11 protein-coding genes are annotated in these 15,916 nt (G+C 56.2%); 1 reads left to right on the plus strand and 10 read right to left on the minus strand.

The features are described 5' to 3' along the window. Nucleotides 1-46: 46 nt before the first annotated feature. Nucleotides 47-1,207: an iron-containing alcohol dehydrogenase gene (locus AC6I8W_RS21075; RefSeq protein ID WP_497838610.1), complete on the minus strand. Its 1,161-nt coding sequence runs from the start codon at nucleotides 1,205-1,207 to the stop codon at nucleotides 47-49. Between the two features lie 28 nt (nucleotides 1,208-1,235). Further along, nucleotides 1,236-2,690 (minus strand): NAD-dependent succinate-semialdehyde dehydrogenase, encoded by a 1,455-nt coding sequence (locus AC6I8W_RS21080; RefSeq protein WP_497838611.1) that lies wholly within the window; start codon nucleotides 2,688-2,690, stop codon nucleotides 1,236-1,238. 71 nt (nucleotides 2,691-2,761) lie between these two features. On the opposite strand from AC6I8W_RS21080, the gene AC6I8W_RS21085 reads away from it, so the two are divergent. Further along, complete coding sequence (locus tag AC6I8W_RS21085) at nucleotides 2,762-3,562, plus strand: IclR family transcriptional regulator (protein WP_497838612.1); 801 nt, start codon at nucleotides 2,762-2,764, stop codon at nucleotides 3,560-3,562. 81 nt (nucleotides 3,563-3,643) lie between these two features. Here the strand turns inward: AC6I8W_RS21085 and hcr are convergent, their stop codons facing one another. The 8 genes from hcr to fdhF all read right to left on the minus strand — a co-directional run bounded on the left by hcr (nucleotide 3,644) and on the right by fdhF (nucleotide 15,910). Continuing rightward, nucleotides 3,644-4,609 (minus strand): NADH oxidoreductase, encoded by a 966-nt coding sequence (gene hcr, locus AC6I8W_RS21090; RefSeq protein ID WP_497838613.1) that lies wholly within the window; start codon nucleotides 4,607-4,609, stop codon nucleotides 3,644-3,646. Nucleotides 4,610-4,619: 10 nt separating this feature from the next. Further along, nucleotides 4,620-6,272 (minus strand): hydroxylamine reductase, encoded by a 1,653-nt coding sequence (gene hcp, locus AC6I8W_RS21095; protein ID WP_497838614.1) that lies wholly within the window; start codon nucleotides 6,270-6,272, stop codon nucleotides 4,620-4,622. A gap of 166 nt (nucleotides 6,273-6,438) precedes the next feature. Next, nucleotides 6,439-7,656, minus strand: a complete 1,218-nt coding sequence (locus tag AC6I8W_RS21100) for a c-type cytochrome (protein ID WP_497838615.1) — start codon at nucleotides 7,654-7,656, stop codon at nucleotides 6,439-6,441. Continuing rightward, nucleotides 7,653-9,416 (minus strand): GMC family oxidoreductase, encoded by a 1,764-nt coding sequence (locus AC6I8W_RS21105; RefSeq protein ID WP_497838616.1) that lies wholly within the window; start codon nucleotides 9,414-9,416, stop codon nucleotides 7,653-7,655. The genes AC6I8W_RS21100 and AC6I8W_RS21105 overlap by 4 nt, the downstream gene beginning before the upstream one ends. Before the next feature lie 4 nt (nucleotides 9,417-9,420). Then, complete coding sequence (locus tag AC6I8W_RS21110) at nucleotides 9,421-10,167, minus strand: gluconate 2-dehydrogenase subunit 3 family protein (RefSeq protein WP_497838617.1); 747 nt, start codon at nucleotides 10,165-10,167, stop codon at nucleotides 9,421-9,423. Between the two features lie 279 nt (nucleotides 10,168-10,446). Continuing rightward, nucleotides 10,447-11,460: a HoxN/HupN/NixA family nickel/cobalt transporter gene (locus AC6I8W_RS21115; protein WP_497838782.1), complete on the minus strand. Its 1,014-nt coding sequence runs from the start codon at nucleotides 11,458-11,460 to the stop codon at nucleotides 10,447-10,449. Then, nucleotides 11,460-13,703 (minus strand): carbamoyltransferase HypF, encoded by a 2,244-nt coding sequence (gene hypF / locus AC6I8W_RS21120; RefSeq protein ID WP_497838618.1) that lies wholly within the window; start codon nucleotides 13,701-13,703, stop codon nucleotides 11,460-11,462. Before hypF ends, AC6I8W_RS21115 begins: the two co-directional genes overlap by 1 nt. 56 nt (nucleotides 13,704-13,759) lie before the next feature. Then, nucleotides 13,760-15,910, minus strand: a complete 2,151-nt coding sequence (gene fdhF / locus AC6I8W_RS21125; protein WP_497838619.1) for a formate dehydrogenase subunit alpha — start codon at nucleotides 15,908-15,910, stop codon at nucleotides 13,760-13,762. Nucleotides 15,911-15,916: the final 6 nt, after the last annotated feature.

Consider the following 15,916-nt stretch of genomic DNA (forward strand, 5'->3'; position numbering starts at 1 on the left):
TTCCTCTGGTTAGTCGTGGGTACTTTTTTGTTTTAGCGGTAAGAATTTAAAAGGCTTCGCGATACAGATTCAGGGCATCCTGCTCCAGCACCTCTACCGGGTTATTGGTGAGCAGACGGGTTTGCAACATGGCATCGGTAGCCAGTCTCGGCAGGCTTTCCTCGGTGACACCCACATCACGCAAGCGACGTGGTGCGCCGCTGCGTTCCATCAGTTGCAACATATGTTCAACAAAGGCGCTGGCACGCGCAGTGGCATCACCGCTACCGGCCACACCCAATACGTCCGCCAGTTCGGCGTACAGCGGTGCCGCTGCGCTGGCGTTATACCGCAACACCGGCCCGAGCATCAGTGCATTGGAAAGACCGTGTGCGACATGGTAATGACCACCCAACGGGTAGGCGAGGGCGTGTACAGCAGCAACCGGTGAGTTGGCAAACGCCTGACCGGCCAGCGTCGCCCCGAGCAACATCCCTTCACGCGCCGCGCGGTTGGAACCGTCCTGACAGGCATTGATCAGGTTGGCACCCAGTAACCGCAGCGCTTCACGCGCTAACGCGTCGGACAACGGATTTTTCTTGTGCTTGCTGGTGTAGGCTTCAATGGCATGCACCATGGCGTCAATGCCCGTCGCGGCGGTATGGATTTGTGGCAGTCCGACGGTGAGTTCCGCATCAAGTAATACGAAATCGGCGTACAGCTGCGGCGCAACCACGCCCATCTTGGTGGTTTCACCGGTGGTAATGATGGCGATATTGGTTACTTCCGAGCCGGTCCCGGCGGTGGTGGGGATCAGCACCAGCGGCAGCCGGGAACCCGTCACCTTGCCGATGCCATACATCTCAGCCAGCGGTTGATCGCCGTGAGCCATCACTGCGGCCACCTTGGCGATATCCAGCGACGATCCGCCGCCAAGGCCGATAATCATATCGGCACCGGCTTGTTTCACGGCATCAACACAGGCGTGGACGATGGCTTCCGGCGGATCGGCCACCACCTGATCAAACACGCTGACGCTAAAGCCGGCGGCGGTGAGATTGTCCACGATGGGGGCAATCAGACCAGCTTTAACCAGCCCGGCGTCGGTGATCAGGCTGACATGACGTTGCGTGAAACGGTCGGAGAGACTGGTGCCGAGCTGCTGTGCACCTCCCCACTTCATTTCAATCGCGGGTACGGTGCGAAACTCAAATGGATTGATAGTCATCTCATCTCCTCTTTGTTGGCTGCTATTTTCAGGCGATTTCTGAGCACAGGTATTTGATTTCCAGATACTCATCAATGCCGTGATGGGAACCTTCACGACCCAGACCGGATTGCTTCACACCACCAAACGGGGCGACTTCGTTCGAGATCAGACCGGTGTTATGACCGACCATGCCGTATTCCAGCGCTTCGGCCACCCGCCAGGTGCGGCGCACATTTTCGGTGTAGAAGTAAGCGGCCAGGCCAAATTCGGTATCATTTGCCATCGCGATCACCTCTTCCTCGCTGGTGAAGCGGAACAGCGGGGCGACCGGACCGAAGGTTTCTTCACGCGCGATTTGCATCTGCTGAGTAACCTCCGTCAGTACCGTCGGTTCGAAGAAGCGACCACCGAGCGCATGGGGTTTGCCACCGGTCACCAGCCGCGCCCCTTTCGCCAGTGCATCGGCGATATGTTCCTCAACCTTTTTGACGGCGTTGCCATCGATCAGCGGCCCGATCAACACATCCGACTGATGACCTTCGCCCACTTTTAATGCGGCAACCCGTGCGGCGAGTTTTTCAGCAAACTGGTCGTAAACCGCGTCCTGCACATAAAGACGGTTGGAACAGACGCAGGTCTGCCCGGCATTGCGGTATTTCGAGGCGATCGCGCCTTCGACGGCGGCATCGAGGTCGGCGTCATCAAATACAATAAAAGGTGCGTTACCGCCCAACTCCAGCGACAGTTTTTTGATGGTCGGGGCGCACTGGGCCATCAGCAGACGCCCCACCTGAGTCGAGCCGGTAAAGGAGAGTTTGGTGACGATGTCGCTGGCGGTGAGTACGCCCCCCAGCTCGCGCGCATCGCCGGTGATCACCTGGAAAACCCCGGCCGGGATGCCAGCCTGTTGCGCCAGTTCTGCCAGCGCCAATGCCGTTAGCGGCGTTTTTTCCGCCGGGCGGACGATCATGGTGCACCCTGCGGCCAGCGCGGGCGCGGCTTTGCGGGTAATCATCGCTGCCGGGAAATTCCATGGTGTGATGGCTGCACAGACACCAATCGGCTGCTTGATCACCACAATGCGTTTGTTATTGGTCGGTGCCGGGATGGTTTCGCCATACACGCGTTTGGCTTCCTCGGCGAACCACTCCACAAAGGAGGCGGCATACAGCGCTTCACCTTTGGCTTCTGCCAGCGGTTTGCCTTGTTCTGCGGTCATCAGGGCAGCGAGGTCGTCGGCATTTTCTACCATCAGATTGAACCAGCGACGCAGCACGGTGGTGCGATCTTTGGCCGCCAATTTGCTCCAGCTGCGGAACGCGGTTTGCGCGGCGCGGATAGCGCTCTCGGTATCAGATGCCGAGAGCGCTGGCACGGTGGCGATAATGTCGCCGGTGGCGGGATTGTCTACCTCAATCACTTTTCCCTTGCTGCCGCTGACCCATTCGCCATTTACCAGACAACGGTCGCGCAGCAGTGCTGGATTTTTTAGTTTGATCATGTACTCCCCCTTAGGATAAGTTCAATATATTGAACTAAGATCGGTATAGTGAACGTTGGACAGGGGGCAGTATGTCAGGGGACTCCGTAACAAAAAGCGATCAAACGCGCAAAAATATTGATACCGTACCTGCCTTGCGACGCGCGGTGACCATTCTCGATCTGGTCGCTGCGCAGGGCGGAGCGCTCTCTGCTGCGGATATCACGCGTCAGCTGGACCTGCCAAAAAGTACCGCGCATGGGCAGCTTAATGTGCTGACGGAACTCGGCTTACTGGTCAGGCGCAGCGATGGGGCTTTCCGATTGGGGCCGCATCTGATGCGCTGGGCTGAAGGTTTTTTGTCGCAAATGGATATCGTCGCGCTGTTCCGCGAATACTTTGCCAGCGACAGCGAGCTGAATGGCTACACCATTACGCTGACTGTGCTCGACCGCGATGAGGTGGTCTATATCAGTTGCCGAAATTCAGAAAAACCCCTGGGTCATACCTTTCGGATTGGGATGCGATTGCCAGCGCCTTTTACCGCCACCGGCAAGATGCTGCTTTCCGAACTGCCTGATGCGGAGCTGGTGGCCCTGTTCGCGAGCGGTTTCCCACCACCCATGACCGCTGCCGGGGTGAGCAATCTTGAAGAATTACGCGAGGAACTGACGGCGATTCGTGCGCGACACTTTTCCATAGATAACGGCCAAATCCATGCTGCGATGACCTGCGTTGGCGCGGCGATTTACGATCACTCAGGAAGGGCGATTGCGGGCATCGCGACCAGTTTTCTCAGTAGCGAAGCCCGCGCGGGTTTGGTTGAAAATCTCGGGGAGAAAATCCGTGCGGCGGCGTTTGCCTTGTCCCGCCAGTGTGGGTATCCAGGCTGACATCGATTTCCCGTAGCGGCGCGATTTATCGCGCAATGCAGGAAAATCGCGCGATAAATCGCGCCGCTACATATCAGTCGATCAGGCTAGCACCATGTCTCCTTCAGGCTGACACGAACAGGCCAGCACAAAACCCTCATTGATTTCCTGTGCGCTGAGGGTCGCGGTGCTGCTGACGTGGTATTCGCCCGCAAGTACCTGGGTTTTACAGCAGCCGCACACCCCCTCGCGGCATGCCGCGACGATCGGCACTTTATTGCTTTCCAGCGCCTGAAGCAGTGAACTGCCATGCGGCGCAAAGAAGGTTTTGCCTGCGGAAAGTTTGCTGATTTTCAGCCCTTCAGTCGCCGGGGCTGCCGGGATGAAGAACGCTTCTTTGAAGAAGCGACCTACGCCGAATTGTTTCACCGCGTCTTCCGCCCACGCCATATACGGTGCCGGGCCGCAGCAAAACACCGTGCGCCCGGCGAGGTCGGGCACTGAGCTTAACAACGCATGGCTCAGGCGGCCAGAGGCGAAACCCACGCTGGCATCCCGCTCCGCCACCAGCGTGACCGGGTAGTCCCGCCATTCGTCGGCAAAAATCACATCCTGCGGTGAACGCACGTTAAAAATGACCTGCACATCGACATTCGGACGACACTGCGCCAGCCAGCGGCGCATCGACATAATCGGTGTCACGCCGCAACCGGCGGCCAGCAGCAACAGTTTATCCTGCGGTTCGTTGTCACAGGTAAATTGCCCCTGCGCATCCGAGAGCCACAGATAATCGCCGCGTTTTACCTTTTCGGTTAGCCATTGCGAGCCTGCGCCGCCCGCAATACGGCGCACGGTGAGCGTGATGTATTCACTGACGCCCGGTGTGGAGGAAAGGGTATAGGCACGTAACGTCGTGGCGCTGTTCGCGATACTCACTAACGCATACTGTCCGGCGCGATAAGGATAATAATCGTGGCACAGCAGCGACAGCGTCCAGACATCCGGTGTTTCCTGACGGATGTGGTGTACCTGCATGCGCCACGGGCATTGTGGGGTAGGCATGGTCATGTTGGTCTCCTCAGGCACTCAGCATCTGCTGCATATCCTGCTCAACGGTGGTCACCTGACGCAGGCCAAATTTCTCGTTCAGGATCGCCAGCAGGTCCGGAGTCAGGAACGCCGGGGCGGTCGGGCCGGTGACGATATTGGTCACGCCCAGCGATAGCAGCGTCAACAGGATAACGATCGCTTTCTGCTCGAACCATGACAGCACCAGCGACAGCGGCAGATCGTTGACGCCACATCCCAGTTTTTCCGCCAGCGTTACGGCCAGCATGATCGCCGAATAGGCGTCGTTACATTGACCCGCATCGATCAATCTTGGCAGTCCGGCAATGTTGCCAAAATCGAGTTTGTTGAAGCGATATTTACCGCACGCCAGGGTCAGAATCAGGCAGTCGTTCGGTACTTGTGTGGCGAAATCGGTGAAGTAGCTGCGTTCGCCGCGCGCGCCGTCGCAGCCGCCGACCAAAAAGACATGACGAAGTTTTTCCTGTGTCACCAGATCGATCAAAGTATCCACGGCACCGAGTAAAGTCTGGCGGCCAAAACCGACGGTGATCAAGTGTTCGATTTCACTATACGGGAAACCGTTCAGTTGCTGCGCCTGCTGGATTACCGCAGTGAAATCATCACCTTCCAGATGATTCACGCCTGGCCAGCCGACAATGCTACGCGTCCAGATACGTGCGTCATAGGCACCGACCGTTGGGTCGATAATGCAGTTGGAGGTCATGACGATCGGGCCAGGGAAGCGGGCGAATTCCACTTGCTGGTTCTGCCAACCGCTGCCGTAGTTGCCCACCAGATGTTTAAACTTACGTAATTCCGGATAGCCGTGTGCGGGTAGCATTTCACCGTGGGTATAGACGTTGACGCCGGTGCCCTCGGTCTGTTGCAGCAGGTTATGTAAATCTTTGAGATCGTGACCGGAAATCAGGATGCACTTGCCGGCGACCGCTTTGACGTTGACCTGCGTCGGGGTCGGATGCCCATAGGCGGTGGTTTCTCCGGCATCCAGCATACGCATCACGTTGAAATTCATTTGACCGATTTCCATCGCGCAATTCAGCAGGGCATTCATATCCGCGGGCCAGGTGCCCAACCACGCCATGATGCGGTGATAATCAGCGTAAATGGCGTTGTCGTACTGACCGAGTACATGCGCGTGTTCCATATAAGCCGCCGCGCCTTTCAGACCATACAAACACAACAGACGCAGGCCGAGAATATTCTCACCAATTAACGCTTTGTCACGGTTTGGTGTGAAACCGGCGGCTTGTTGCTGCAACGCACCGAGATCCTTACTGACCAGCTGCAAATCCGCCATGGGATGATTGACAGCAGCCTGTGGGTCAATCGCCAGACAGGCCGCTTTCAACGCTTCACGTTTGGTAATCGCTTCGCGCGCATAACCGACAATACGCAAGGAATCGAAGTTGACGTTCGTGAGGGTGGAGAAAAAGGCGCGCGGGGCAAAATAGTCGATAGGGTGATCAATTAGGTCATATTCACGGGCTTTGCTGGCCCAGGCGGACAACCCCTGCAACGTGGCGATCAGCAGATCTTGTAAATCAGAGGTCTCGGCGGTTTTACCGCACATTCCTTGCGCGTACGAGCAGCCGTTGGCTGCCGGGGTTCGAATGGTTTGCTCACATTGCACACAGAACATAATCATGGCCCTTGTTATAAGTTGTATTTTAAATGCAACTTAAGGCTAAGCCTGATTATGGCAAGCGACCAGAAGATTTTTGTGTGACTTGCAGGGGAATTGATTTGGCGCAATTTTCCCCGTCATGTTGCTGCGAACGAGGTGGCTTCCCTGCCACCCAGACAGGTTATTGCAGGTTGTCTTTCACCTTCTGAACCGCTTTGGCATCAACGGGTGAAGCGGCGTTACCCCAGCTGTTGCGGATGTACGTCACCACTGCCGCAATCTGATCGTCACCCAACGCACCGGCAAAAGATGGCATAGCGGGTGCCGTCGGGCGGATGTCGGTGTCTACGCCACGACTCCCCGCTGCAACCACGCGAATCAATGAGGTTGCATCCGGCTGGTTAAGCAACGGGTTATCTTTCAATTGTGGGAAGATGTTTTGCTCGCCACGTCCACCTGGGCTATGGCAGGCCGAGCATTTGGACGCATAAATTTGCGCGCCGAGTTTCATTCGCTCATCGCTGGCAGGCAACGGTTGCGGTACTTTTTCGCTTTGTTTATCTCCATCTTTTAGATAGGTCGCGACGGCCTGAAGATCGTCATCACGCCAATGTTGTGTTGAATGACGAACCGCATCTGCCATCGGTCCTGAGGCAATGTCAAAGCGGTTCACCCCGGTGCGCAAGTAGCTGACGATGTCTTCCGCAGTCCATTTCCCCAGCCCGCTATGATCGTTGTTCGTCAGGTTGGGTGCATACCAGCCTTCAACCACTTCGCCAGTGAGGAACTGACCGCTTTTGTCGCCACCCAGTAGATTTTTCGGGGTGTGGCAGGTGCCGCAGTGGCCGAGGCCTTCAACTAAATAGGCCCCCCGATTCCATTGCGCCGATTTGTCTGGATGGGGTTGGAATTCACCTTGGTCGAAATTAATCCAGTTCCACACCATCAGACTGGTGCGAATGTTGAAGGGGAACGGCAGTTGATTGGTTTCTACCTCATGATGAACCGGCTGCAATGTTTGCATCCAGGCCCACAGGTCGTGCAAATCCTCATCAGACATTTTGGTATAAGCCGTAAACGGCATCGCCCCATACAGCCGTTTGCCTCCGTGACCAATACCTGCCGTCATGGCACGTTTAAAGTCGTCATAGTTCCAGTTGCCAATACCGGTTGCCGGGTCCGGCGTGATATTGGCACCGACCAGTGTGCCGAAAGGCGTCTGGAGTTTTACGCCACCCGCGAAAGGTTGTTTGGCATCGGTGGTGTGGCACGCCGTGCAATCTCCGAGCGTAGCGATGTAGCTGCCACGACTGATCTGATCATATTCCGGCTGTGCCTGCGCAGCGAAGCTGGCGGCAGCCAGTAACGACGCGAGTGAGAGAGACGTGAGCGTTTTCATACGGTGATCATCTCCCCTGGACGTTTGAGATAGTAATGACGAATGGCGTGAGCCGCTTTAAATGCCAGCGCACCGACAGTACCGGTTGGGTTATAGCCAGGGTTTTGCGGGAAGGCCGATGCACCGACGACAAACAAATTGGGCACGTTCCACACCTGCAAATGTTTGTTCACTGAACTGGTGTTGGGGTCAGCACCCATAATGAAGCCGCCCACCACATGGGATGATTGGTACGGAACGCTATTCCAGTGGCCGGACATCGGTTTGGCGACGATTTGACGCGGGTTCATTGATTTAGCAATTTCTGCCACCTTACCGGTGCAGTATTGCGCCATCTTCAGATCATTCTCCGCGAAGTCAAAGGTGATACGCAGTAGGGGACGCCCGTGTGGATCTTTGTAATTTGGGTCGAGCGACAGATAGTTGGTACGCGTGGTGTAACTGCTCGCCTCACACCCAATCGACATGGTACTGAGGTAGTTATCTTTTACCGCACGTTTCCATTGGGAACCCCATTTCGGGGTATTTGGCGGCAGCGGCCTATAACCAATCGGCGCTGAGCCTATGGGCGTCACGCGAATACTGCCTCCGCCGAAAAAGCCAAGGCCGCTATGGTCGAAGTTGTCGTTGTTGAACTCGTCAATGCCCATGCCGACGGCACCTGCACCGATAAAGGGATTGAAATTTTTGTTGTCGAAAAACAAGGTTACGCCATTTGCGGTCTGATAGGCGTAATTGCGGCCAGTGGTGCCTCGCCGTGTGACGGGATCGTAGGCTTCGCCGATATTCGAGAGCAACATCAGGCGCACGTTTTCAAACGTGAATGCGGCGACAATCACCAGGTCAGCGGGCTGCTCCCACTTATCGCCAGAGGAGTCGATATAGGTCACGCCGGTGGCTTTCTTACCGGATGAATCGGTCAGCACCTCCAGCACCTCGCAGTTGGTGTAAGCGGTGAAATTTTCTTTCCGCATCAACGCCGGCAGTACCGTGGTAATGGCACTGGCTTTGGAATAGTTAGCGCAACCGTAGTTGGTACAGAAACCGCAGAAAGTACAGGGACCCATCGTCACGCCGTAAGGATTGGTATAGGCCTCTGAAACCAACGATGAGGGAACCGGAAAAGGCTTATAACCCATATTCTTTGCGGCTTCTGCAAACAGTGTCGGGCCATAAGGCTGGCGCAGTGGCGGCGTGGGGTAATCACCGGAACGCATACCTTCAAACGGGTTACCGCCAGCGCGTTTTTCACCATTGAGGTTGGCGGCATAACCCGATGTACCGGCCACTCGCTCAAACTGCATATAATGCGGCTCCATCTCCTCCCAGGTCGTGCCCCAATCCTGGAGTACCAGTTCGTCGGGGATGGCATTTGCGCCATAGCGCTCGGTGAGATGGCTTTTGAGGCGAAATTCCTCCGGCTGGAAACGGAAGGTGATACCTGCCCAATGGTTTCCTGCGCCACCCGTGCCGTTACCGGGGTGGAATGATCCCCAGGTGCGCATCGGCAGTGCGGTCTGTGATGGATTGTTACGCATGGTGCAGGTATTTTGCCGGGTGCGGAGCATCAGTTCTTCGCGCATCACATAACGCAGTTCGTCGGTCACGGTGGCGACATTAAAGTCACGCGCAGTATCGCGCCAGGGGCCACGTTCAATCCCGATCACCTCGAGGCCTTCATCTGCCAGTTCTTTAGCAATGATCGACCCAGCCCAGCCGAGGCCAATGACCACGACATCCGTTTTTGGTAATTTTTTCATGTTGTTATCCCCTGGCTTTCCATTGCATCATGCTGATGGGTTCTAATCCCAGATTCTCGTTATGGCGATCGATATAGTCGCGATAGTCGTAACGCGCCCCAGGGAATCCCAGCATCTTCCAGGACACCATGTCTTTATTGCCGCCATAAATCGGATCGGCAAAAAAGCCTTCCATGGTGTTAGTCAGTAGGTCGTTAAACAGGGATTGCGCATCGTAGCCGTCGAAATGCACCTTGCCTGATTCCATTGCCTGTAACAAATGGTCCTGCTGCTCCGGTAGAAGGTCGACGAAGTTCTTTTGTGCGCTCTGTTGCACGTAACGGTTGAGCGCTGCGATGCCCTGGCGATAGCGCTGTTGTGGTATCAGCGGAGACTGGTCACCTTGTTCCGGTGTGCCCTGGTGGAACGGGCCTTGCATATACAGCCGTTCAAATGTCCCGTAAAAACCGTGCAGTTGCCGATCAATAAACACGGCACAACCGGCTTCTTTGCCACCCATGCTGAGTTCATCGGCAGGGATCAGACGATCAACGATCGCTTCCAGGGTTTGCGCTTCTTCAGGGGTAAAGAACAGCCAGCCTTGTTGATCGAATGATTCGGGAGGATTGTCAGAAAAGGGCGTCCAGCCCGGTGTACCTTTGAGAGACACGGCATCAGCCGCTTGTGTCACCGTGGCAGCAACACCCAACGTTGTCCACGTCAACACCTGCCGTCGTGTTACTCCCGGCAGTGTTTTGGCTCTTTTTTTCATATTGCTTCCTAATTAAGTTGAACAAATTTGAAACAAAGGTTTTTTTCAGGACATTGAAAATGAACAGTCAATTTTATGTTGTGGTTTTGTATCATTAACATTTTATAATTGTTAAATGTAAGGGCTTTCGGTCAAAGCAGGCTTTGAAAGGCGAAAAAATGCATTTTTTGTCAAAAAATGAGGGGGAAAGATAAGGATTGGAAATAGATAAACATGGCAGCTAACAAATTGTTACTTCGTTGGCTGCCTGAAAGTTGAGAGGGTTAAGCGGTTAATTGGTTACAACGCGTCATAGTTCTTCCAACGATAATTGAGCATCGAAACGCCCCAGCAAATGATAAACAGCCCGACAACCACAAAGCCCGCATTCCCCAGATTATCGTTCATCCCGCCGATCCAGTACCATATTTCCCCCTGCAATCCGAGCTTGTCGACCAGCAGTCCCAGTGCTTCCAGGCCGCCGATAAATAGCGCTACCACCACCGAGGTGCCGGTAATGGTCATGTTGTAGTAAAGTTTGCGCTGCGGTTTGTTAAACGCCCAGCCGTACGCATTGAGCATCACCAGGTTATCGAGGGTATCTACCAGCATCATGCCGCTGGCAAATAACACCGGAAAGATGAGGATCGACCAGATTGAAATCCCGTGCGACGCGGTGGCAGCCGAGATCCCCAGTACGCCAATCTCCGTCGCGGTATCAAAACCTAAGCCAAATAAAAAGCCCACCAGATACATATGCCAGCTTTTATCCACCAGCTTAAAGGTGGAGTTGAATAATCGGCTCATCAGGCCGCCTCCAGTGGTTTCGAGCGCATCGGGGGTGAGTGACTCGCCGCGTTTCCACTGGCGGAAGTTACGCCAGACGCTGCGCAGAATCACCAGATTCACCAGTCCCATTGCCAGCAGGAAGCAGGCCGACACCGCGGTGCCGATCACGCCGCCCACCTCATGGAACCAGCCCATATTTTTCTGGAATGCGGCGGCCGTAGCGGCGATAGCAATTGATGCCAGAATGACGATGGTTGAGTGACCGAGCGAAAACCATGCGCCAATACCGACCGGGCGTTTTCCCTGCTGCATCATTTTGCGGGTAACGATATCGATGGCAGCGATATGGTCGGCATCAACGGCATGGCGCAGGCCATAAGTCCACGCCAGCAGACAGGTCGCCATCAACGCTGTGCTTTGCTGGAATACCACCAATGCCCAAATCCAGGCGGCAAGATTCACTGCCACTAATCCACCCAGCAACGCGCCAGCGCGCGGGGTTTCACGAAGAACACGCAAAAACATCATTTTTTTCCTTGTGTATGAGGCATAAAACGCGCGGCGGCAATCAATGCCTGACCGAGAGAAAGCGCACCGTCGCCCGCAGGCAACTGTGACGGGAACAAAATGGTTAAATCAGGGAGCCACCCGCGCAGGCGTTCACGCAGCAGACGGTTATGCATCACCCCGCCACAGCACACGAGGGTAGTAAGGCCTTGCTGCCTGGCATGATGGTGAACCAGATCGGCCAGTCCCTGTGCCAGCGCATCATGGAACGCCCATGCTTTTGCCGGGGCGCTGGCCTGCCAGCCCAGCCATTGCTGCCAGAAGGTGACCATATCGGGACAACCCTGGACCAGCGGCAAGGTCACGGGATGACTACAGGGGCCATGATCCAGCGCCATCGTCTCCAGCAGGCAGGCGGCCTCGCCCTCATAACTTTGCTGGAGTGCAGCGCAGCCGAGGGCCGCCGCCACGGCATCAAACAGACGACCACAGGAGGAGGCGAGTGGCGCATTGACGCTGCGTTGCATGGCCTGAGCCAATGGTTGCCAGTTCTGCGCGCGTATCACCGCCGTTTCAGGATATTGCTGCCAGTGCGGTACAAAGGCTGCGCACTGCGCCAGCAGATTCCGCCACGGCTGCTTAGCCGCCAGATCGCCACCCGGCAAGGCCACCGCTGGCAGGCCGCCGAGATGTGAACATTCCCGATAGTCCACCCGCAGACATTCACCGCCCCATAGCTGGCCGTCAGCGCCATAACCAATGCCGTCCAGCGCCAGCGCCAGCACCTTGCCACCGTCCAGTGGCCAGTGATGTTCGGCCAGGCACGCGACTGCGTGGGCGTGGTGATGCAGCACCTCAGTGACTGGCAGCGCCATTTCGCGCCCCAGTTGTGTGCTGCACCAGGATGGATGGGCATCGACAACAACCTGTTGTGGCGTAAAGTGGTAAATTTCGCACATCAGGTCTAACCCTCGACGCCACTGGATTTCGACGCCGTGTTGCGCTAAATCGCCGAAGTACTGACTGAGCACGGCCTGGTCGTCACGTACCAGACAGAAGGTATTTTTCAGATCGCCGCCGAGTGCCAGCACCGGTGGCAGATGGCTAAAACCGGGCGGCAAGGGCAGGGCGTCCGGGACAAACCCACGGGCGCGCCGCAGCATTTCACCGCTAACACGCATTACGGAATCATCCATGCGTTGCAGGATTGGACGATTATGCAGCAGCCAGCCGTCGGCAATTCCAGCCAGTTCTGCAAGCGCCTGCTCATTCTCAAGCGCGGGCGGCAGGCCGTTCAGATTGCCGGAGGTCATCACCAGCGGGCCACCAAAATCCTGCATCAGCAAATGCTGGAGAGGGTTGGCAGGCAGCATCACCCCGATTTCATTCAGGCCTGGCGCAATGTTGGCACTCAGCCCGTGAAACAGGTGACGATTGACCAGCACAATCGGGGCCGCAGGTGAAGTGAGAAGCTGCGTGGCCGCTTCCGGTAAGCCCTGGCTATCCGGCACCATCACCGCAAAGGGTTTGGCGGGTCGCCGCTTACGCTGGCGCAGCCGCTGTATCGCAGCCGGGTTACGGGCATCCACTGCCAGATGAAAACCGCCCAGCCCTTTGATCGCGACAATCCCGCCATTTTTCAGCACGGTTACGGCCTGTTGCAGTGCTGCGTCACCATCACACCGTTGCCCGGCGCTGTGCCAGCTGATCTGCGGGCCGCAATCCGGGCAGGCCAGCGGCTGGGCATGAAAACGTCGATCAAGCGGGTTGCGATACTCCTGTTCACAAGCCTGGCACAGCGGGAAGGCGGCCATCACCGTGGCGGGGCGATCGTAAGGCATGGCGTGAATAATGGTGTAGCGCGGGCCGCAGTGGGTGCAGTTAATAAAGGGATAGCGGTAACGTCGGTCCGAGGGATCATTCAGTTCACGCAGACAGGCCGGGCAGGTGGCGGCATCCGGGACAATTTGGGTTTCCATTGCCCCCGTGCTGCTGTGGCGAATGGTGAAATTTTCAGGTTCGGCGGTCCAGTGCAGCGCCTGTTGTTCCACGCTTTCAATGCGCGCCAGCGGTGGGCAGTGCTGATAAAGTGCCGTGAGAAAGGTCTCTGGCAGGCAAGTCAGACGCACCAACACGCCCGCGCCATCATTGCAGACGTCGCCTTTAAGCTGGAGTTGCTGTGCCAGCTGCCAGATCCACGGGCGAAAGCCGACGCCCTGGACCTTGCCACGAATACGTAATGCTATGCCATTGTTATTCATGATAAATTATAATTTGTGTCCGTAACGGCGCGATAAATCGCGCCGTTACGTATTTTTTATGCTTCAGCCGCGGCGCGCAGGCGCGCTTTCATCTGGTTGTAAGTGGTTTGCGCATACTGTTCGGCCCACGCCTGGTCCGCAATCGCGCTGACGTTGACCGCGCAATATTTGGTTTCCGGCGTTTTGGAGATGGGGTCGAGGTTGTCCTGGGTCAGTTCATTGCAGGCACCAATCCACCACTGGTAAGTCATATACACCGAACCTTTATTGATGCGTTCATTCACATCGGCGCGACTGATGACCTTGCCGCGCCGTGAGCTGACCCATACCAGTTGCTGGTCTTGAATCCCCAACGCATCGGCGTCCAGCGGGTTGATTTGCATATAACCCGGCTCATCCGCGAGGGTTTGCAGCGCCGCACAGTTGCCGGTCATGGAACGGCAGGAGTAATGCCCCACTTCACGCACGGTACACAGCACCAACGGATACTGTTCATCCGGCACTTCTGCCGGTGCGCGCCATTCTGCGGCGAACAGTTGCCCTTTGCCGGTTGGCGTATCGAACTTGCTGCCTTTGTAGAGATACGGAGTACCGGGATGATCCAACGTCGGGCAGGGCCACTGTACATGTCCCATCTCGCCCATTTTTTCGTAGGTCACGCCGTAGAACAGCGGACATAATTCGCGCAGCTCATCCCAGATCTGCTGATTATTGTCGTAGTGCATCGGGTAGCCCATCTCCGTGGCGATCAGGCTGATAATTTCCCAGTCACGTTTGACGTTATATTGCGGCTCGATGGCTTTCTCAAAACGCTGGAAACCGCGGTCGGCACAGGTAAACACGCCACCGTGCTCACCCCATGAAGTAGCAGGCAGCAGCACGTCGGCCACCTCGGCGGTTTTGGTCATAAAGATGTCCTGCACCACCACAAAGTCGAGCGCCTCAAAGCCCTGACGCACCAGGCCTAAATCCGCTTCGGTCTGAAGTGGATCTTCCCCCATGATGTAATATGCCTTCATCTCGCCTTCCAGCGCCAGATGCGGCACTTCGGTGATACGCACACCGACTTTGTCATCCATCAGCGCCGCATCGATGCCCCAGGCGGCAGCGAATTTCGCGCGCACGGCAGGATCGACCACGTCCTGGTAGCCCGGAAACTGGTTGGGGATAACACCCATGTCGCAGGCACCCTGGACGTTGTTCTGACCACGTACCGGACCGACGCCGACATTTTCCCGGCCAAGGTTCCCGGTCAGCAGCGCCAGGCTGGACAAACCTTTCACCACATCCACCGCCTGGCCAAACTGCGTGACCCCCATACCCCACATGATGGTGGCGGAAGGTGCCGCAGCGTAGGTGCGCATCGCCTGGCGGATCTGTTGGGCAGGGATGCCGGTCAAATGCTCGACATCCTCCGGCGCGTAGCCTTTAACCGTGTCACGATAGGCGTCCAGACCTTCGGTGTATTGTGCGACATACTCTTTGTCGTAAAGCTGTTCTTCCAGCAGCACATAGCCGAAGGCATTGACCAGCGCCATATTGCAGCCGTTTTTGATTTGCAAATGTTGATCGGCGATGCGGGCAGTTTCGATGCGACGCGGGTCGCAGACAATGATTTTTGCCCCGTTCGTTTTAGCTTTAATTACGCGACGCGCCACAATCGGGTGTGAGTCGGCGCAGTTGTAACCCACCACCAGCAGGCATTTGGAGTTTTCGATATCGCCGATGGAGTTACTCATCGCACCGTTACCCAGTGTCACCTGCAATCCGGCAACGGACGGGCCGTGGCACACGCGTGCGCAGCAATCGACGTTATTGGTGTTCAGCACACCACGGGCAAACTTTTGCATCACATAATTGGTTTCGTTGCCGGTGCCGCGTGACGATCCGGTGGTCATAATGGCGCGAGGTCCGAACTGCTGCTTAATCTCGCTCAGGCGTTTCGCCGTATAGCTAATGGCTTCTTCCCAACTGACAGGCTGAAGTTTGCCGCCTTTCTGATAGCGGATCATCGGCTGAGTCAGACGGGGTGTGAGCAATTTGGTGTCGTTGAGGAAATCCCAGCCATAGTAGCCTTTCAGACACAACTCGTTCTGGTTAGTCACGCCGTCGGCCGCTTCGGCACGCAGGATTCTGTTGTTCTCGACGACCAGTTTCAGTTTGCAACCTGCGCCGCAATAGGGGCAGACGGTGGTAATTTTTTTCATCTGTAG

Source organism: Pantoea sp. X-Soil-TKNS-1211 (assembly GCF_059730495.1).